This window comes from Bordetella avium, from assembly GCF_034424645.1.
Lineage (GTDB): Bacteria > Pseudomonadota > Gammaproteobacteria > Burkholderiales > Burkholderiaceae_B > Bordetella > Bordetella avium.
In genome coordinates this window covers 1,377,278-1,394,666 of record NZ_CP139969.1, presented here as the reverse complement: position 1 = coordinate 1,394,666, position 17,389 = coordinate 1,377,278, and the positions used below count along the sequence as shown (strand labels likewise).

The window sequence follows — 17,389 nt, the reverse complement described above, 5'->3', positions numbered from 1 at the left end:
GCGCCGCCCTTTCTATTCCAACGTAGCCCCAAGGAGACTGACGAATGTTCAGCCTGGATAGCCAGAAAGTGACCCTCGCCCATCTGAACGTCCGCCCCGAGAACCACGGCGACGAGAAGGTGGGTGGCGCAGACCTGAAGATCGCTTTCACCGAAAGCAACGGCCTGCTGGCCATGTTCCACCCCGTGCTGCGCGATGCCCTGTACCGCAAGGAAGAAACGCCGCCCAATCAGGAAGAAATCTTCCAGGGCAGCCCGGCCGACCAACTGACCGTGCGCAAGTTTGGCGACCTGATCTGCCCGCTGCGCTTGAAATACGAGCTGAAAGGTGCGTCCGTCGTGATCGGCTTTGGCCTGGGCGGTGCATCGAACATCGACTTTGAGACGGCCGACGTTGACCACTTTTCTGTCGAGCTGATGGAGGGCGGCAGCGCCCGCTACGGCTTCCGCGTGAAGTGCAACCCGACCGGCGAGCAGATCAAGCGCCTATACGAAGTCCTCGGCGGCGAGGTGGATATCACCGTCACCCCTGCCGTGGACAAACAGGGCTCGCTGCTCAACGACTGACCAATGGCTGGCCCGGTGGCGACTCCCTCCCTTACCCCTCCCGCAATGCTGCCAGTGCCGGCCGCCCCTATAGAGATAGACATGACCCCCGCCCCTCTCAACCGCCAGCAGCGCCGCCAGATGGAGCGGCAGCAGGCCCGCCAGCGTGCGCAGCGCCGCGTCGAGCGGCCCGTCCATATTCCGATGATGGTCAAGGCTCAATACACACTTGAGCCGCTTGAGGCTGTCATAGACCAGATTGAGCGCACGGGCGCCGTCGATACCGACCAGCGCGGCACGCCGATTTTCTTCTGCAACTCTGACGGCGGCTGGTACGAGAGCGCCTCGGCCATCGACGGTATGGCGGACTTTTTCGATATGTGGGCGATCCGTCACGCCCGCACCCTTGACGTCACGCCGCTGCGCCAGCTCGCCGCCCGACTATCCGCCGGCATGCTGCTTGATGCGCCGCTCATGACCGCTGTGCGTCACTTGCTGCCGATCCTGCGCCGCGTGGCATCCACCCTTGACCGCGACGAAGCCATCGACCTGCTGCGCGGCACTCAGATAAACGAAGCACGGCAGAAACTGGAGCAACGAGCATGACCAATCAAGCATGGCAGCCGATAGCGACGGCGCCGAAGAATCAGCTGGTCATGGTGTACACGCCGCCGCAGCCGAGCGACTGGCCGGACAGCGTTCGCATAGGCTTCGATTACATCGATCCCGAGGTTGCGGACGACTACTGGTACAACCACGGCGAGCATTACGAGCACTACTGCTGCGTAGCCAAACCGGAGAACTGCACGGGGCCGGGAGAGCGCGCCCCGTACACCCACTGGATGCCCATCCCCCCTGCTCCCGGCGCGGATACTGAAGCCAGTGTCCAGTTATCCGGGAATTCCGGGGAGCTGGACGAAAGCCTGCGTTTCAGCGCACAGCGCATTCTTGACGCAGCCTTCCATTGGGCCGAACAGCGACAAATCGGACCGGCCCAGGCGAAGAGCGCTTGGGTCGGCCTTGAGCGCCACGTTCTTATGCAGCTCCGCTCTCAACGCGACGACCGCGCCCGCCGGCCCGCTCCCCCTGCCGCACACGAGCGCGCCCCTGTTGGCGATGAGCGGGCGGCGTTTGAGGCTTGGGCAACGGCAAAGAAAATGCCGCTGACTCTCATTGGGGAGCAGTACGACGATTTTTGGGTGGACCACGCCTGGAATGGCTGGAAAGCCCGCGCCGCCCTGGCAAGCGCCCATGCCGCAGATGCGCGGGATGCCGCTATCGAGGCCGTCCGCCTGCAGGTGTGCAAATTGCAACGCTACAGCTTTTTGCTGAATAAGTCGGGCGGGGTACACCGAGCTAACGACCGTAGCGGTAACTGGGTCGAGTTCGACGCCGTGCATGAACTGTTTGACCCGGTTTCGGTTGATGCCGCCATTGCCGCCCAGCAGGGCGAAGGGGGGTAGATGATGGATGCAACAGTGCTCGATCCCTGCTGCGGCGGCCGAATGATGTGGTTCGACCGCCAAGACCAGCGCGCCCTGTTTGGTGACATCCGCAGCGAGCAGCACACCCTCTGCGATGGCCGGGCCTTCAACATCACGCCCGATCTGAATATGGACTTCCGGGCGATCCCGTTTGCGAACGACACCTTTGCCTTGGTGGTGTTCGACCCGCCACACCTGCGGCGCGCCGGCGTCGATTCGTGGCTGCGCGCCAAGTACGGAATCTTGACCAACGACTGGCGCGATGATTTGCGGCGCGGCCTCGCTGAGTGCTTCCGCGTCCTGCGTCCCGAGGGTGTGCTGATCTTCAAGTGGGCAGAGGTGCAAATCCCGGTGAGCCAGATTCTTGCTCTGACGGATCACCGGCCGTTGTTTGGCCACAAGTCGGGCAAGCGGGAGAAAACACACTGGCTGACGTTTCTGAAGCCAGCCGCCCCATCCATCCAGGGCGAAGGGAGGTAGGGGATGGCAGCGCCTGCCGCCTACTACAACGAGATCGACCCTTATGCAGCGCAATGGCTGCGCAACCTTATCGCCGCCGGACACATTGCACCCGGCGACGTAGACGAGCGGAGTATCGAAGATGTACACCCCGACGACTTGCGCGGATACACGCAGGCGCACTGGTTTGCCGGTATCGGCGTCTGGTCGCTCGCCCTTCGCCGCGCCGGATGGCCCGATGATCGACCTGTTTGGACCGGTTCCTGTCCGTGCCAACCTTTCAGCGCGGCAGGCAAAGGCATTGCGTTTGATGATGAGCGGCACTTATGGCCCGCGTTCTTCCATCTCATCCAAGAGTGCCGCCCTCCAGTCCTCTTTGGAGAGCAGGTTGCGAGCAAGGACGCAGACTCTTGGATCGACCTTGTACAAGCTGACTTGGAAGGAGTGGGTTACGCCGTCGGGGCGGTCCCGTTTCCGTCTGCGAGCATCGGTGCGCCGCACATCCGCGACCGACTCTACTGGTTGGCCAACGCCGCAGGCCAGGGATTACAAGGGCGCGAACTCGTCGGGAAACGAGTTAGATCACAACTCGCGGCCGCTCAACGAAGTGGCACGGCTGGCGGGCTGGCCCACGCCGACCACGACCGACGCGCTGCGCCATCCTTCGATCAAGGCGACGACGCAAAACATCACGCTCAATCATGCGGCGAACCTGGCGGGATGGAACGCCCCCTGCACATCGGACGGCAGCGGCGGGAAACGGCCGCATCCGGATACCACAATGACCGGAAAACATCCGAGCGGTCGCAAGGTGAACATGGGCTTGGCGTCACAGGCTCACATAGGCTTTCTCAACACCAAGCCGGCCCGGTTAACGGCTTCTGGCGAGCTTCTGACTGGCTCCTCTGCCGGGATGGTAAATGGAGGCCAGTTGAACCCGGAACATCCCCGCTGGCTCATGGGGCTGCCGCCCGAGTGGGACGATTGCGCGCCTACGGAAACGCGATCAATGCGGTCCAAGCGCAAATCTTTGTCGAAGAATCAATGAGGTGTCTATGACCCCCAACACCAAACAGACCGTACTGACTGACCCACTCCGGGCGGCCATCCAGTTTCTGACCGAAGAAGCTGACGAGCTGCGCGAGTGCTGCACCATGCACTCTGAAGACTGGGCCGACGAACCGGAAGCCAAGGCAGCCTATGACCGCATCCTGGCGGTGGTGGCGGGGCTTGAGGCGATGCGCCAGGAAGGCGCGAAAGGTGCCATAGGAATTTCCATAGCCAATCTGGCGGAATCCCCCCAAGTTAACTCCCTCGAATTCGGGGGAATTAAACCCAAACAACATCCCGCACCCACCGGCATCGTCGCGGACGAGTACTGCTGACAGCAACAAAGGAGGATCAAATGCAGCCAACGCAAAAACTGATTTACCGAGTCTCCGATGTTCGGAAGGCGCTCGGCGTATCTACCGCCACGATTTATCGGATGTGCCTCAGGGGTGAGCTGGTCAAGGGTAAGATCGGCACAACGCGCAGCGTCGGGATAACAGCTGAATCCGTCGAGGCAATGGCGGCTCGCATGGGCCTGCGGGCAGCGTCAGCCGAGCATGCTCTCGATCAAATGGGTAGCCAAGTGGGTAGCCACGCAAAAACTCACGCGCAAAACTGAATTTAACTTACTGTTTTATAAGAAGAATAAAAAATACACGCAAACAGTACGACATCATCCTCATTTAAAACACTTGCCCCCCAAAGCAAAACGCCACCCGCAGAGGTGGCGTTTTGCTTTGGGCCGGAAAACAATCAGTCTTCGCGGAACTGCATGTTGTATAGCGTGGCGTACAGCCCCCCCGCAGCGAGCAGCTCGGTATGCGCGCCATGCTCCACGATACGCCCCGCATCCAGAACGATGATGCGGTCTGCGTTCTGAACGGTGGACAGGCGATGGGCAATCACCAGCGTGGTGCGGCCGCGCATCAGGCGGTCGAGCGAACTTTGCACCTGCCGCTCGGATTCATTATCGAGCGCCGAAGTGGCTTCGTCGAGAATGAGAATGGGCGCATTCTTGATCAGCGCGCGGGCAATGGCCAGACGCTGACGCTGGCCGCCGGACAGGCGGGCCGCATTTTCACCCACGGGCGTATGAATTCCCTTGGGCAGACTGTCAACAAAGTCTCGCAGATTGGCAGCAGCCAGCGCATCGTGGATGCGCTGATCATCGGCTTTACCCAAGGCGCCATAGCCCACATTAGCGGCAATCGTATCGTCGAACAGCACAACATCCTGGCTCACGAGCGAGAGGTGGGAGCGCAGGCTGTTCAACTGCACGTCGTTAATGGGCACGTCATCGATAAGAATGCTGCCCTCGGTCGGCAAGACAAAACGGGGCAGCATATTGACCAGGGTGGTCTTGCCGCTGCCCGAGCGGCCCACAAGCGCCACGGTCTGGCCCGGCTCGACGGTAAAACTCACATCGGAGATGGTATTGCGGTCGGCTTCGGGAAAACGATGGCCAATTTGGCGGAACTCGATCTTGCCGCGCACCGGCTCGGCCAGTGTGCGCTGCCCCTCATCGACTTCCGGAATCTGATCAACCAGCGTGAATACGCTTTCCGCCGACACCAGCATTTTTTGCATCTTGCTGGCGAGATTGGTCAGGCGCTTGATGGGATCGAAGATCTGGGCCAGCGCGCTCATGAAGGCGGCGAAAGCGCCTGCCGTGAGTGTGCCGGCGTTGGCCTGCCCCAAGGCTACGGCGATCACGGCGCCCACGGCAACGGCAATACAGACCTGAGTCAGCGGCGTCAGCGCGGCATCGGCCACAGCGGTGCGCATGGCGAAGCGGCGCAGGCGGGCGTTGACATAGGCGAACCGGCCCCGCTCGGCTTCGTAGCCATCAAACAGTTTGATCACGCGCTGGCCGTCGATGCCTTCACTCACCACGCGGGTCAGTTCGGCGTTCATGTTGACGGTCTCGCGGTTGATACGGCGCAGTCTGCGTGCGAAGGAACGGGCAATCCAGACGGAAATCGGCATCACCACCAGGATGATGACCGTCAACAGCCAGGACATATACAGCAGCACGGCGATCAGCGAAATCACCACCAGGGTTTCACGCACGAGGACGGTGATGACGTCAGTGGCATAGCCGGTGACATTGCCCGCATCGATGGTGAAACGATTGAGCAGACGCCCGGTGTCGCCTCGCTTGAAGTCTGCGTCCGGCAGGCCCAGAAGGCGGTCAAACATCTCGCGCCGTATGCCCAGCAGCACGTTGTTAGCCACCCAGGCCAGCAGATAGTCGCTGAAAAAATTACACACGCCGCGCAGCAGAATCAGGCCGATCACCGCCAGGGGTACAGACCAGATATATTGCGGCTTATCACCTGCGAAGCCGCCATCGATCAGCGGCTTCATGATCACAGCAAGCGTCGGTTGCGTGGCTGCAGCACCCGCCATCAGCAGGACGGCCAAGATGAGGCCCTTCCAATGGGAGCCCACACGGCTGTAGATACGCTTCCACAACTCGGCTTTGACCGGTTCGTGGCCGGCGGTTGCTTCTCGGACGCCAGGAATCAAGGATGCACTCTCTTTAATACAATTATGTCGGGATTGTACCCGCCGCCACCGGCCCCTGAACGATACTCAGCCTTTGAAGGCTTACCGGTCTTTTTTCATGTCCGCTCTCTCAGCCATTTATGTACGCGTGCCCAACTGGGTGGGCGATGTCTGTATGAGCCTGCCCAGCCTGAGGCTGCTGCAGGCCAGCGGGCAAGCTCTGGTGATTTGCGCCCGCCCCTGGGCCCGCGATTTGCTGGACGGCCTGCCCAAGGCCGGCTTCCTGCCCATGACGGGCAAATGGCGGGTCGACCGCAACACCGTCGCGCAGCACCGCAGCGCCCTGCCCTCGGGCGCCACGCGCGGCTTGCTCTTACCCGATTCGCTGTCCAGTGCTGCGGTATTCCGCCTGGCAGGCGTACCCAGCGCGGGCTACCGAGATGACGGGCGCAGCCTGCTGCTACGCTGGCCGGTGGACAAGCCTGCCGCGCCGCTGCATGCGGTGCAGTCCTGGTACTTCCTGACTCGGGAAGCGCTTGGCGCCTGGGGCCTGCCGCAGGGAGCCGCCGATCCGGCACCCTCGCTGAATCTGCCTCTGACCGAACGCCACCAGCATGATTGCGATGCCGCCCTAGCGCAAGCCGGCCTGCAGGGCCGCGACTTTGTACTGATCGCCCCGACGGCAACGGGCCTGCACAGAGGTCGCGTCAAGGTGTGGCCCCATTTCGACGCCCTGACCCGTTCCTTGCAAGCGCAGGGCCATACCGTGGTAATGTGCCCACCGGCCTCGGAAATCGAGGAAGCGCGCCGCAATGCGCCCACCGCGCAATTGCTGCCGCCTCTGGGGCTGGGCGCTTTTGCCTGCCTGACCACCCGCGCATCCCTCGTGATATGTAATGATTCAGGGGTATCGCATGTGGCGGCGGCCGCAGGCGCAAGAGAGTTGACGCTGTTTGGCGTCACGCGCCGCGAACGAACCGGCCCCTGGTCGGATCGGGCGGTCTGCCTGGGCGGCGAAGACGCCTGGCCCGCGCAAAATGACGTCGAGCGCTCAGCGCTTGCGCTGCTGCAAGGCGGCGCTCCGTAGCAAAAGTTCGGATATGGCTATCAATAGTTACCTGACCAACCTCATCATCCCCTTCAACCTCTGCATCGCCCTGCTGGTGCTGGGCTTGGTGGTCGGACTCCTTCGCTGGCGCAAAACGGCCGGCGCACTAATCGCGACAGGCCTGATCTGGGTCCTGGTCTGGTCATTACCTGCAACCTCGCTATGGCTGGGCGGCGCACTGGAACACCGCTACCCCTATCTGGAACCGGCCTCTGCGCCGACAGCCGATGCCATTGTCGTGCTCGGGGGCAACACGGCGAACGGCCGCGCCAACTGGTTTTTACCCTATGACAAGGACACCGCCGTGGTGCGTGTGGATACCGCCACCGATTTGTATCTGGCGGGCCGGGCGCCCAAGGTGGTGCTTTCCGGAGGCGCGCTGGAGGGCAATGTCAGCGAAGCGCAGGGTATGGCGCACCGCATGCGCCAGCGGGGGGTGCCGGATTCGGCCCTGGTTCTGGAGAATGCCAGCCGCAATACCTATGAAAACGCCGCCCTGACCGAAGACACGCTACGCGCCAACCATATCAGTAAAGTGCTGCTGGTGACCTCTGCGCTGCATATGCCGCGCGCCATGGCTGCATTTTCGAAGCAGGGCGTGGAGGCCATCGCCGCCCCCACCCCGCCCCAGATCGTGCCGCCCACCGATGGCAGCCTTTCGCCCTGGGTGCCGGATATGCGCACCCTGGACGCCAGCCGCTCTATCATCAAGGAATACGCTGGGCTGCTGGTTTACTGGCTGCGCGGCTGGGTTTGACCATGCAGTGCCGCACCGCTTGCGCAGCCTGTTGCATCGCGCCCTCGATTTCCAGTCCGATTCCGGGCATGCCGCAAGGCAAGCCCGCAGGCGTCCCCTGCATCCAACTCGATGAAGCCTTGCGCTGCCGCATTTTTGGCCAGCCGGGGCGGCCTGCCGTCTGCGGATCGCTTTCCCCCAGCGAGGAAATGTGCGGAGCTAGCCGCGAGCAGGCGCTACGCTGGCTGGGGCATATAGAGCAGTTCACGGCTCCGGCCCCTTGCGCTGGATAGCGCCCTCAACGGGCCGAGAGAATCTGCTCGTAGAGCGCTTCGTAGCGGCCCGCCACCGCCTCCCAGCTTTGCTGCTGCGCCAGACTGCGTCCGCCCTGAATCAGGCGGGCGCGCAAGCCTGCATCCTCGCCCAGCGTCTGGATAGCCCGGGCCAAACCAACGCCATCATGGGGGTCACGCAATATGAGGGCATCCACGCCATCCGAAAGATAGCGCGAGAAACCGCAATAGGCCGGCGGACTGATTACGACGGGCAGACCATGGGCCATGGCCTCAAGCGGCGCCATGCCAAAGCTGTCATTGAGCGTCGGATGCACATAGAGATCGGCGGCCTCGTAGTAACGCCCGACGTCCGGGGTAGGCGATACGAGGCTGACACGCGCCGCGGCCGAGCTAGCCATCACAGCCTCGCGCGTCGGGCCGTCAGCCCCCACCACCAACAGACGGTAGCGCGCCGGCAGGCAGGCCAGCGCTTCCACAAGCGCGGGCAGACCTTTGCGCAGCGGATTGCGAGCCACCAGCAGGCAGGCAATGTCATCTTCGCTCAGGCCCAGTTCTTGACGGGTGACCCGCCGTTGCGCGGCGTCGATCGGCGGGGCGCTATGCACGCCCGGCAAAATCGTATCTACGCGCAGAGACGGGCCATAAGCATCATGCAGTTGTTCGACGATGAGTTGCGACACCGCCACAACCCGCTTGCCCGGCGCGACACGCTGGCGCTCCAGCCAGAGGTAGGTCGCCAGACGAGGGCTGAGCCAGGTGGCGAGCCGGCGCAATGGCCCCAGGCCATGCAGCCGGCTGTAACGCACCGGCGTGACGTGCATGACCTGCACCTCGCCAGACCAGCCATTCATGTGCGAATGCACGATATCGAAACGCCCGCCGCGGGTGTAGCGCGCCGCCCGGCAGGCGAAATACAGCACGCGCATCCAACTGGGCAGACGGGCGCTAACCTTCACAGGCAGGTAGTCCAGGCGCAGATCGCTATCGTAGTCGCGCGCGATGATGGTGATGTCGTGCCGGCAGGCCAGCACGCGCATCAGCTCCACGCCATAAGCTTCTGCCCCGCCGAAACGCTTGCCGAAACGATCAACCAGCAGCGCGATGCGCAAGCGCCGCTCAGCGCCGGCGGAGGTCTTCATAGCGCGTCAGAGTCTTTTGCAGGAATTGCAGCAAATGGGTGGAACGCGAGACGGTGACCCGCGGCAGGCCGAAGGGATCATCGGCTGCCGATGCCAGACCGCGCACGGTCAGGGTGGCGTTGTCGTAGCCCGCCTCGCGCACCATCGCCCTATGCTCGGGGCCGTGATCACCATAGGGATAGCAAAAAGCAGTAACGGGCGCCCCCAGCACCTGCTCCAGCGTGTCCTTGGACAGCCGGATCTGGCGGCGGGCCTCTTCCGGCGAGACCTGCGGCAGATGCACGTGATCCAACGTGTGCGAGCCGACTTCATTGCCTGCATCATGCCATTGGCGCATTTCGGCCGCGCTCATGAGACCCGAATAGGGAATGCCTTTTTCGATGTCCCAGACATTACCGCCATCGAGCTGATGAGCGACGAAATAATTCGTCCCGGTGAACCCCAGTTCTTGGAGCACCGGCGCCGCGTTCTCGAGCACATTGCGATAGCCGTCATCGAAGGTGACGCCAAAAACCTTGCCGGTTTTTTCGCCGCGCAGATAAGGCATGAGGTCACGCATCGACAGACCGCGATATCCGAAGCGGCGCATCCAGGTCATCTGGCGACGGAAACTGGCGGGATGTACCGTCAAGCCACGATACGGCGTGCCTTTGGCTGCGGGCGTGCCGATCTGGTGGTACATGAGGATGGGGATGGATGTCATGGCCGGATTATAGAGCCCCCGAGGGCGCTAAGCCGCCAGCGCACGCACGTAAACGTCGAGCGTAGCCTGGGCAAAATCATGCAGGTTGAACTCGCGCACGGCCTTCTCGCGGGCGGCCTGACCCATGCGGCGTAATGCGGCCGGGTCATTCAGCATAAAACGCAAAACGTCGGCAATCGCGGCCACATCACGCGCCGGAACCACCCAGCCATCACGGCCCGGCGTGATGTTTTCAGGCAGTCCGCCCGCGTCGCTGGCCAGCACAGGCCGTCCGATGGCCATCATTTCGCGGCAGGCAAAGGACAATGCCTCCCGGTAAGAGAGGACATAGCCCACATGGCAGGCCGCGAGCGCAGCACGCACATCGTCTAGCAAGCCCGGAAACACGACCTGCTGTTCCATGCCGGCCTCACGCACCCGCGCCAATTTGGCTTCATTGGGCGGATCGCCGGCCACGAGGATGCGGATGCGTTCGCGCTGTTCGGGCGGCAGGCTGCCGGCCGCGTCGACCAGATCCAGCCAACCCTTGTCGAAGTCTGTGCCGCCCGCGCTGCCGAGCAGCAACTTGCCCTGCCAATCCGGGCCGAAAAATAGTTCGTGGAGCTTGTCTTCACTGCCGCTGGCGGGCGGGGCGTAGAAATGCGTGTCGATCCCGTGCCGGATGGTGGTAATGGGCAGCCGGCCATAGGGCGAAGCCTCAAGCAGATGCCGGACGTAGTCACTGACGGCGATGACCTGATCGGTCGCCAGCCGCGCACGCAAGGTATTGCCCAGGCTGGAGAGCGAATGATCGTTGTGTTTGGTGAGAATGATGCGCGGACGGCGCATGCCCAGCGTCGCCACCATGACCTGCTTATGATCGGCGCTGCCATTGCAATGAATGACATCGAACTTTTCTCGTGCGATCAGCCGTTTAAGCTGAACCCGCTCTCCGAACCACGAAGAAAGACGCGTGGTGAAGGTCATGGGCGCCACGCGCACGCCGGGGATGGTTTGGGCGTAACGATACAGCCGGCTGGTCTCTGGCGTGGCCACGACGATTTCGTGGTCGGGCGCCAGCGCACGCGCCAGATTGATGATGTAAGTAACATGCCCGCCGCCATTGCGGGGATGGAAGTTGGTGTAAAGAATCTTCACTTGGGCGGCTCGGGTTCGGATTTGAACATCAGTTTGGCGTAACGAAAAAAACTGCCTGCGGCCGCGGTCACGGCCAGCACCAGCCCATGGCGGCCGTCGAGAAAACCGCGCCGGATCAGATAGATGCGCACAAAGGTCCAAAAACTGTGGCCCAGGGCGGTAAAAACGTTGGCGCGCCGGCCTTTGGCATACATCATGGCCGCGGCATCCGAGGAATAACGGTTGGCCTTGGTGACCAAGGTATCGAGATCGGGATAGGGATAGTGCTCGAGATGCGGGGCGAGCCTGAACACCTGACCGTCATGGGGCACAACCCGTTCATGCACGGCGGCGTCGGTGAAACGCGCCGTGCCGCGCTTCCAGAGGCGCAGCACGTAATCCGGCCACCAACCGCTATGCCGGATGAAGCGGCCGCAAAACCAGGATAGCCGCGGCATCTCGTAAGCAGTGGCCTGCGGACTGGCCATCGCCGTGCGGATGGCCTGCGCCAGTTCAGGCGTCAGGCGCTCATCCGCATCGATGGACAACACCCAGTCGCCGGTCGCCAGGTCAAGCGCGCGGTTTTTCTGCACACCGAAGCCCGGCCAATCCGGCGTGATGCTGACCCTGGCGCCAAAGTCGCGCGCCAGTTCGACGGTATTGTCGGTGCTGCCCGAATCCACGACGATGAACTCATCGGCGAAGGCCACCGACTCCAGACAACCCCGGATATTGGCGGCCTCATTCTTGGTGATGATGATGACCGATAGCGTCATGCACGCCTCCTAAGACGCTTTTTGAGTTTTTTCCAGGCGTGAAAAACGGGTCCGACCAAACGACCCCGGGATTGCCAGATACGCCGCTTGAGCCACCCGCCTGCGCGATTGCGCACCGCAAAACGATAAATATGGGCAGGATCGGAGCCAGGCCGGTTTTGTCCGAGCGGGTCCGTGGTGTAAAGATGCCGAAAACCCGCTTCGCGGGCCGCCTGCAGGTAGTCAGCATCGAAATAACCTTGCGGCCAGCAGAGGTGGTCGCTTACGCTGCCCAGACGCTCGATCAGGGTGGCGCGGGAATCATCCAGCTCTTGCGCGATGTGGCGGCGCTTGGCGCTGACATCAGCGCCACATTCTTTATCCCAGCGGGTATGGGTGTGGGTATGCGAGTGGAACTCAAAGGTGCCGGCCTCGATCATGGCCCTTACCTCACTCCAGCGCAGCATGACTTCGTCGGCGCGGCCGGCGGCGATAAGGCGCTTGCTTGTGTCGTGATCGACATCGGCCGGCAGCGCTTGGCCGGGGCTGGGCCGCGCCGGACCGTCGCCAATCAGGCCGGTGATGAGAAAGATGACGGCCTTCATGCCGTGGCGTTTGAGCACCGGATGCGCGTGCACCCAGTTATTGAGGTAGCCGTCGTCAAACGTGATCAGCACGGATTTCTCCGGCACCTCGCCACCGGCAAGATAGGCGGCGAACTGATCGGCCGACAAGGATTGGTAGCCGGCAGCCGCCAGACTGGCAATCTGCGCCTCGAAAACCTCGGGCGTGGCAGCAATCATGCCGCCCTCCGGCGTAATGTGGTGATACATCAGCACCGGAACACTGGGGGCATTTTTTCTCATTGTTTGCGTTCTTCCAGCCACTTGCGATAAACGGTTTCGGTGTTTTCGGCCAAGCGCTCGGGTGAAAACACGCCCTCTTCGCGAATCATGCGCCATCCGGCCTGCCCCATGCGGCGGCGCAGGGCGGGATCATCGATCAGACGGCGCAGCGCGTCGGTCAAGGCAGCGCCGTCTTTGGCCGGCACCAGAAAACCCGTCACGCCATCGCGCATCATTTCGGAAACACCGCCGACATTCGTGCCCACAACCGGAACGCCGCTGGCCTCGGCCTCGACATAGACCGTGCCCGACGCCTCCTGTTGTGTTGCGAGAGCGAAGATATCGAATCCGGCAAGCAGATTGGGCACATCACGGCGCGTCCCCATCAGGTGCACGCGGGACTGCAACCCCAGTTCGGCGACATAGGCCTGGGTCTGCTCAAAGACCGGTGACCCGCCCCCCACGAAAACCAGGTGTAAAGCATCGTGCGCGGCGATCAAGGGCCTCATGGCGTCAATCAGATCTTTGTGGCCTTTGCTGGCGCGCATCACGGCCACGCAACCCACAACCAGATCACGCTCCGACAGACCCAACTCGTCGCGTAAGGTCGAGCGCTCGACCGGCGGCGGCAGCGTAATGGGCGAATAAAGCGTGGCGATATGGTCTTCGGGCACGCCTCGCGCGATCAGCCCTTCGCGCACATGATCGCTGACGGTGGTGACGCGATGAGGTAAGCCGGTATAGCTCCAGAGCGAGCCGACCTTGTTGGACAGGTGCCGGGTGCGCACGATCAGCGGCGTACCCGCCAGCCGGCCTGCCGCAGCGGCGATAACGGTATCGCGCCGGCTATGGGTATTGAGCACGTCGTATTGCCCGCGCTTGAGCAGCTTGCGCAGGGCGAGCACGCCCTTCAGATAATTCAGCGGCCCATCCATATAAAGGGTGTGCACGGTAAATCCGGCATCGCGCAAGCGCTCGCCCAGTTGAGCATCGGGCTGAACAATGGCCTCCATCTGATGGCCACGCGCTCGCATGGCCTGCATTTCCTTGAAAATACGGCCTTCCTGGCCGCCAAAGCTGGTGGCGGCCTCAGAGTGGATGATACGAAGCGGACGCATCAGTAGCTTACCTCTACGCCTTCGGGCTTGACCCAGGCCGAAAGATTTTCCAGCAAGGCATCGGCCATGCGCACACGCCATGCCTCGCCCAGCCTCACGGTGCAGGAAAAATTGTCTTTACGGTAGATGACATCAACCGGCACGCCGGGCACGCCGTTTTCCGGCTCGGCACGGAAGGGATTGAGCATCTGCCGCAGACGGGCGGCGTCGGCCTCATTGTTGACGGTAATGCGCAGGGCACGAGCCCGGGCTTCACGCGCCAGCTGCAGATCAAAAAGATTCTCGGCCACGATACGCATGCCGCCGGAATACTCGTCGTTGCTGACCTTGCCTTGCACGATGAGCAATTGATCTTCTTTCAGGCGGTTGCGGTGTTTCTCGAACAATTCGTTAAAGACCGAGATCTCGACCTGGGCCGTACCGTCATCGAGCACCGCAAACACCATCTTACCGCGCCGGGTCATCATGACGCGCACACTGGCCAGCACGCCACACATCCATTGCAAATCGCGCTGCGGCTCGATACGAGCCAAGGGCATCGGCACGATGCGGCGCACTTCATCGCGCCAGGCATCAAAGAGGTGGCCGCTGAAGTAATAACCCAGCGCCGCCTTCTCTTCTGTGAGCTGGGTGTGCAAATTCCAGGGCGCGACCTTGGTCAGTTCGCCGGCGACCACTTCGCTGCTGTCATCACCAAAGAGCGAAGCCTGGTTGGCGCTGCGCGCGGCCTGCTCGGCGGCTTCCATGGCCGTGCCGACCGAGGCCAGCATGGCCGCCCGGTTGGATTCGATGGTATCGAAAGCGCCCGCACGGATCAGCGCTTCGATGGTCCGCCGGTTGACGGCATGCTTACCTACCCGGCGGCAAAAATCGAACAAATTGACAAAGGGGCCATCGGCTTCGCGGGCGCGCAGGATTTCCTCGACCGCTCCCTGCCCCGTCCCCTTGACCGCCCCCAGGCCATAACGCATGGTGCGCGGCGGCTTGCCGCGCGCGGTGTGCTCATCTTCAACGGGCGCGAAACGGTAACCCGATGCATTGACATCGGGCGGGAGCACCTCCACCCCGTTGTCCTGGGCATCGCGGCAAAAAATCTGCACCTTGTCAGTGTCATCCATATCGGAGGACAGCGTCGCGGCCAGGAATTCCGCCGGGTGATAGGCCTTGAGCCAGGCGGTTTGATAGGCGATGAGCGCATAAGCCGCCGAGTGCGACTTGTTAAAGCCGTAGCCGGCGAATTTCTCCATCAGGTCGAACAGCTTGACCGCCAGATCCGGATCATGGCCCTTATCCACCGCGCCCTTCTGGAACAGCTCGCGGTGCTTGGCCATTTCTTCAGGCTTTTTCTTACCCATGGCGCGGCGCAGCAGGTCGGCGCCGCCCAGCGAATAGCCACCGATGATCTGCGAGATCAGCATCACCTGTTCTTGGTAGACGATGACCCCGTATGTGCTTTTGAGCGTGCCTTCCAGATCGGGGTGGAAATAATCCACGGCTGCTCGCCCGTGCTTGCGATTGACGAAGTCATCGACCATGCCAGACTCAAGCGGCCCCGGACGATAGAGGGCCAGCATGGCGATGATGTCTTCGAAAGTATTGGGCCGCAGCTTCTTGAGCAGCTCTTTCATGCCACGGGATTCGAGCTGGAATACCGCCGTGGTGTTGGCATCGCACAAGACCTTGTAGGCCGCCGGATCATCCAGCGACAAGGCCATGATGTCGAAGTCGCGCTGATCGGGGTTGAACTGGCGCACGTAGCGCACGGCCCAATCCAGAATGGTCAGGTTGCGCAAGCCCAGAAAGTCGAACTTCACCAGACCGGCGGCTTCGACGTCATCTTTGTCGAACTGCGAAACCGCGTAATTCTCCTGGCCCGGCTGGCAATACAGTGGGCAAAAATCCGTGAGCTTGCCGGGCGCGATCAACACGCCGCCTGCATGCATGCCGATGTTGCGCGTCAAACCCTCGAGCGGCTGAGCAAGATCGACTAGAGCGCGGACCTCCTCTTCCTGCTCATAGCGATCCCTGAACGCCGGCTCTTCTTTCAAGGTGCGTTCCAGCGACCAGGGATCGGCCGGATTGAAGGGAATCAACTTGGACAGGCCATCGCAGAACATATAAGGCATGTCCAGCACACGGCCGGCATCACGCACCACCGCCTTGGCGCCCAAGGTGCCGAACGTGGCGATCTGGCTCACTGCCGCGCGGCCGTACTTGAGTTTGACGTATTCAATGACCCGTTCGCGGTTGTCCTGGCAGAAGTCGATATCGAAGTCGGGCATGGACACCCGCTCCGGATTCAGGAAGCGCTCGAACAGCAGGTCATAGCGGATGGGGTCAAGATCGGTGATGCCCAAGGCATAGGCCACGAGCGACCCGGCTCCCGACCCCCGGCCGGGCCCAACGGGCACGCCGTTATTCTTGCCCCAATTGATGAAGTCCTGAACGATGAGGAAGTAGCCCGGAAAGCCCATCTGAATGATGGTCGAACACTCCCAGCGCAAACGCTGGTAGTAGCTGTCGCGCTGCCGAGCGCGCTCGGCCTCGTCGGGGTAAAGAAAGGCCAGCCGCTTTTCCAGCCCCTCTTCGGAAAGCTGCACCAGATAGTCATCGAGCGACACGCCCTCGGGCGTGGGGAAATCCGGCAAACGCGGCTTGCCCAACACCAAGGATAGATTGCAGCGCTTTGCAATCTCGACGGTGTTGGCCAGGGCTGAGGGCACATCGGCGAAACGCTGATGCATTTCTTCCGAGCTTTGCAGATACTGCTGTGGTGAAAAGCGTCTGACGCGGCGCGGATCGGCCAGAATTTCGCCTTCGGCGATGCACACCCGTGCTTCATGCGCCTGGAACTCGTCCTGGTCGAGAAATTGCACTGGGTGCGTGGCCACGACGGGCAGACCCGCTTCAGCAGCCAGACGCATCGCGGCCTGGGTGTAAGTTTCGTCGCCGTCCATGCCAGCGCGCTGCAATTCGATGTAGAAGGCCCCAGGAAACATGGCAGCCCACTGGCGCGCCAAGGCTAGCGCCCCCGCCGTATTACCTGCATCCAGCGCATGACCGATATCACCCGCCCTGCCGCCCGACAACAGGATCAGGCCCTCCTGGCCCTGTAGCCACTCGCGCCGCACCTCGGCACGGCCCTTATATTGGTTGACCAGAAAAGCCTGCGACAACAGCTCGCAGAGATTCAGATAGCCCTGGTTGTTGCGCACCAGAATCAGGGCACGGAAAGGCTTGTCACGATCTTCGTCATTGCTGAGCCAGACATCCGCCCCGGCAATGGGCTTGATCCCGGCGCCCCGGGCGCTTTTGTAAAATTTGATCAGACCGAACAAATTGGACAGGTCTGTCAGGGCGACGGCGGGCTGGCCGAGTTTGGCCACGCGCTTGATCAGGCCAGGAATACGCACGATCCCGTCCACCACCGAAAATTCGGAGTGAACGCGCAAATGTACAAAAGGGGGGGGAGTTGTTACGGCTTCAGACATCTGGGAATTGTACCCGCGCACCTCTGGCTTGCCCCC

General features: G+C 62.0%; 18 protein-coding genes. 10 read left to right on the top strand and 8 right to left on the bottom strand.

Annotation, left to right across the window (positions count from 1 at the left end):
- The first annotated feature begins 44 nt into the window (after positions 1 to 44).
- The 7 genes from U0029_RS06695 (at position 45) to U0029_RS06665 (ending at position 4,157) form a co-directional block, all read left to right on the top strand.
- Positions 45 to 566: a hypothetical protein gene (locus tag U0029_RS06695; RefSeq protein ID WP_114852662.1), complete on the top strand. Its 522-nt coding sequence runs from the start codon at positions 45 to 47 to the stop codon at positions 564 to 566.
- A gap of 81 nt (positions 567 to 647) precedes the next feature.
- The gene (locus U0029_RS06690) at positions 648 to 1,151 is read left to right on the top strand and encodes a hypothetical protein (RefSeq protein WP_114852661.1); all 504 of its coding nucleotides are present in this window, start codon (positions 648 to 650) and stop codon (positions 1,149 to 1,151) included.
- Positions 1,148 to 2,008, top strand: coding sequence for a hypothetical protein (locus U0029_RS06685; RefSeq protein WP_174930161.1), 861 nt, complete (start codon positions 1,148 to 1,150; stop codon positions 2,006 to 2,008). The genes U0029_RS06690 and U0029_RS06685 overlap by 4 nt, the downstream gene beginning before the upstream one ends.
- Positions 2,009 to 2,509, top strand: a complete 501-nt coding sequence (locus U0029_RS06680; protein ID WP_012416964.1) for a class I SAM-dependent methyltransferase — start codon at positions 2,009 to 2,011, stop codon at positions 2,507 to 2,509. It abuts the gene before it with no gap.
- Positions 2,510 to 2,512: 3 nt separating this feature from the next.
- Positions 2,513 to 3,547 (top strand): DNA cytosine methyltransferase, encoded by a 1,035-nt coding sequence (locus U0029_RS06675; RefSeq protein WP_114852660.1) that lies wholly within the window; start codon positions 2,513 to 2,515, stop codon positions 3,545 to 3,547.
- Positions 3,544 to 3,873, top strand: a complete 330-nt coding sequence (locus U0029_RS06670) for a hypothetical protein (protein WP_114852659.1) — start codon at positions 3,544 to 3,546, stop codon at positions 3,871 to 3,873. The genes U0029_RS06675 and U0029_RS06670 overlap by 4 nt, the downstream gene beginning before the upstream one ends.
- 20 nt (positions 3,874 to 3,893) lie before the next feature.
- Positions 3,894 to 4,157: a helix-turn-helix transcriptional regulator gene (locus U0029_RS06665; RefSeq protein WP_256682167.1), complete on the top strand. Its 264-nt coding sequence runs from the start codon at positions 3,894 to 3,896 to the stop codon at positions 4,155 to 4,157.
- 134 nt (positions 4,158 to 4,291) lie between these two features.
- Here U0029_RS06665 and msbA read toward each other — a convergent pair whose 3' ends face one another.
- Positions 4,292 to 6,067: a lipid A export permease/ATP-binding protein MsbA gene (gene msbA / locus U0029_RS06660; protein ID WP_012417890.1), complete on the bottom strand. Its 1,776-nt coding sequence runs from the start codon at positions 6,065 to 6,067 to the stop codon at positions 4,292 to 4,294.
- A gap of 97 nt (positions 6,068 to 6,164) precedes the next feature.
- On the opposite strand from msbA, the gene U0029_RS06655 reads away from it, so the two are divergent.
- The 3 genes from U0029_RS06655 to U0029_RS06645 are packed head-to-tail and all read left to right on the top strand — an operon-like array spanning position 6,165 to position 8,183.
- On the top strand, positions 6,165 to 7,133 hold the full coding sequence (locus tag U0029_RS06655) for a glycosyltransferase family 9 protein (RefSeq protein WP_012417891.1): 969 nt from the start codon (positions 6,165 to 6,167) through the stop codon (positions 7,131 to 7,133).
- Positions 7,134 to 7,146: 13 nt separating this feature from the next.
- On the top strand, positions 7,147 to 7,911 hold the full coding sequence (locus U0029_RS06650; protein ID WP_114852658.1) for a YdcF family protein: 765 nt from the start codon (positions 7,147 to 7,149) through the stop codon (positions 7,909 to 7,911).
- Positions 7,912 to 7,913: 2 nt separating this feature from the next.
- On the top strand, positions 7,914 to 8,183 hold the full coding sequence (locus tag U0029_RS06645) for a YkgJ family cysteine cluster protein (protein ID WP_147294794.1): 270 nt from the start codon (positions 7,914 to 7,916) through the stop codon (positions 8,181 to 8,183).
- Positions 8,184 to 8,188: 5 nt separating this feature from the next.
- Here the strand turns inward: U0029_RS06645 and U0029_RS06640 are convergent, their stop codons facing one another.
- The 7 genes from U0029_RS06640 to dnaE are packed head-to-tail and all read right to left on the bottom strand — an operon-like array spanning position 8,189 to position 17,353.
- On the bottom strand, positions 8,189 to 9,325 hold the full coding sequence (locus tag U0029_RS06640) for a glycosyltransferase family 4 protein (RefSeq protein WP_114852656.1): 1,137 nt from the start codon (positions 9,323 to 9,325) through the stop codon (positions 8,189 to 8,191).
- Entirely contained in the window at positions 9,303 to 10,028 is a 726-nt protein-coding gene (locus U0029_RS06635) for a polysaccharide deacetylase family protein (protein ID WP_114852655.1), read from the bottom strand. Before U0029_RS06635 ends, U0029_RS06640 begins: the two co-directional genes overlap by 23 nt.
- A gap of 27 nt (positions 10,029 to 10,055) precedes the next feature.
- Complete coding sequence (locus U0029_RS06630) at positions 10,056 to 11,165, bottom strand: glycosyltransferase family 4 protein (protein ID WP_114852654.1); 1,110 nt, start codon at positions 11,163 to 11,165, stop codon at positions 10,056 to 10,058.
- Complete coding sequence (locus U0029_RS06625) at positions 11,162 to 11,920, bottom strand: glycosyltransferase family 2 protein (protein WP_114852653.1); 759 nt, start codon at positions 11,918 to 11,920, stop codon at positions 11,162 to 11,164. Before U0029_RS06625 ends, U0029_RS06630 begins: the two co-directional genes overlap by 4 nt.
- A complete protein-coding gene (locus tag U0029_RS06620) occupies positions 11,917 to 12,765 on the bottom strand; it encodes a polysaccharide deacetylase family protein (protein WP_012417898.1) in 849 nt (282 codons plus the stop codon). Before U0029_RS06620 ends, U0029_RS06625 begins: the two co-directional genes overlap by 4 nt.
- The gene (locus U0029_RS06615) at positions 12,762 to 13,862 is read right to left on the bottom strand and encodes a glycosyltransferase family 4 protein (protein ID WP_012417899.1); all 1,101 of its coding nucleotides are present in this window, start codon (positions 13,860 to 13,862) and stop codon (positions 12,762 to 12,764) included. Before U0029_RS06615 ends, U0029_RS06620 begins: the two co-directional genes overlap by 4 nt.
- A complete protein-coding gene (gene dnaE / locus U0029_RS06610; protein ID WP_012417900.1) occupies positions 13,862 to 17,353 on the bottom strand; it encodes a DNA polymerase III subunit alpha in 3,492 nt (1,163 codons plus the stop codon). Before dnaE ends, U0029_RS06615 begins: the two co-directional genes overlap by 1 nt.
- Between the last annotated feature and the right edge of the window lie 36 nt (positions 17,354 to 17,389).

Coding starts and splice junctions, on each gene's coding strand:
- U0029_RS06695 (WP_114852662.1), top strand. CDS start 45: ATGTTCAGCCTGGATAGCCAGAAAGTGACCCTCGCCCATCTGAACGTC.
- U0029_RS06690 (WP_114852661.1), top strand. CDS start 648: ATGACCCCCGCCCCTCTCAACCGCCAGCAGCGCCGCCAGATGGAGCGG.
- U0029_RS06685 (WP_174930161.1), top strand. CDS start 1,148: ATGACCAATCAAGCATGGCAGCCGATAGCGACGGCGCCGAAGAATCAG.
- U0029_RS06680 (WP_012416964.1), top strand. CDS start 2,009: ATGATGGATGCAACAGTGCTCGATCCCTGCTGCGGCGGCCGAATGATG.
- U0029_RS06675 (WP_114852660.1), top strand. CDS start 2,513: ATGGCAGCGCCTGCCGCCTACTACAACGAGATCGACCCTTATGCAGCG.
- U0029_RS06670 (WP_114852659.1), top strand. CDS start 3,544: ATGACCCCCAACACCAAACAGACCGTACTGACTGACCCACTCCGGGCG.
- U0029_RS06665 (WP_256682167.1), top strand. CDS start 3,894: ATGCAGCCAACGCAAAAACTGATTTACCGAGTCTCCGATGTTCGGAAG.
- U0029_RS06655 (WP_012417891.1), top strand. CDS start 6,165: ATGTCCGCTCTCTCAGCCATTTATGTACGCGTGCCCAACTGGGTGGGC.
- U0029_RS06650 (WP_114852658.1), top strand. CDS start 7,147: ATGGCTATCAATAGTTACCTGACCAACCTCATCATCCCCTTCAACCTC.
- U0029_RS06645 (WP_147294794.1), top strand. CDS start 7,914: ATGCAGTGCCGCACCGCTTGCGCAGCCTGTTGCATCGCGCCCTCGATT.
- U0029_RS06640 (WP_114852656.1), bottom strand. CDS start 9,325: ATGAAGACCTCCGCCGGCGCTGAGCGGCGCTTGCGCATCGCGCTGCTG.
- U0029_RS06635 (WP_114852655.1), bottom strand. CDS start 10,028: ATGACATCCATCCCCATCCTCATGTACCACCAGATCGGCACGCCCGCA.
- U0029_RS06625 (WP_114852653.1), bottom strand. CDS start 11,920: ATGACGCTATCGGTCATCATCATCACCAAGAATGAGGCCGCCAATATC.
- U0029_RS06620 (WP_012417898.1), bottom strand. CDS start 12,765: ATGAGAAAAAATGCCCCCAGTGTTCCGGTGCTGATGTATCACCACATT.
- U0029_RS06615 (WP_012417899.1), bottom strand. CDS start 13,862: ATGCGTCCGCTTCGTATCATCCACTCTGAGGCCGCCACCAGCTTTGGC.
- dnaE (WP_012417900.1), bottom strand. CDS start 17,353: ATGTCTGAAGCCGTAACAACTCCCCCCCCTTTTGTACATTTGCGCGTT.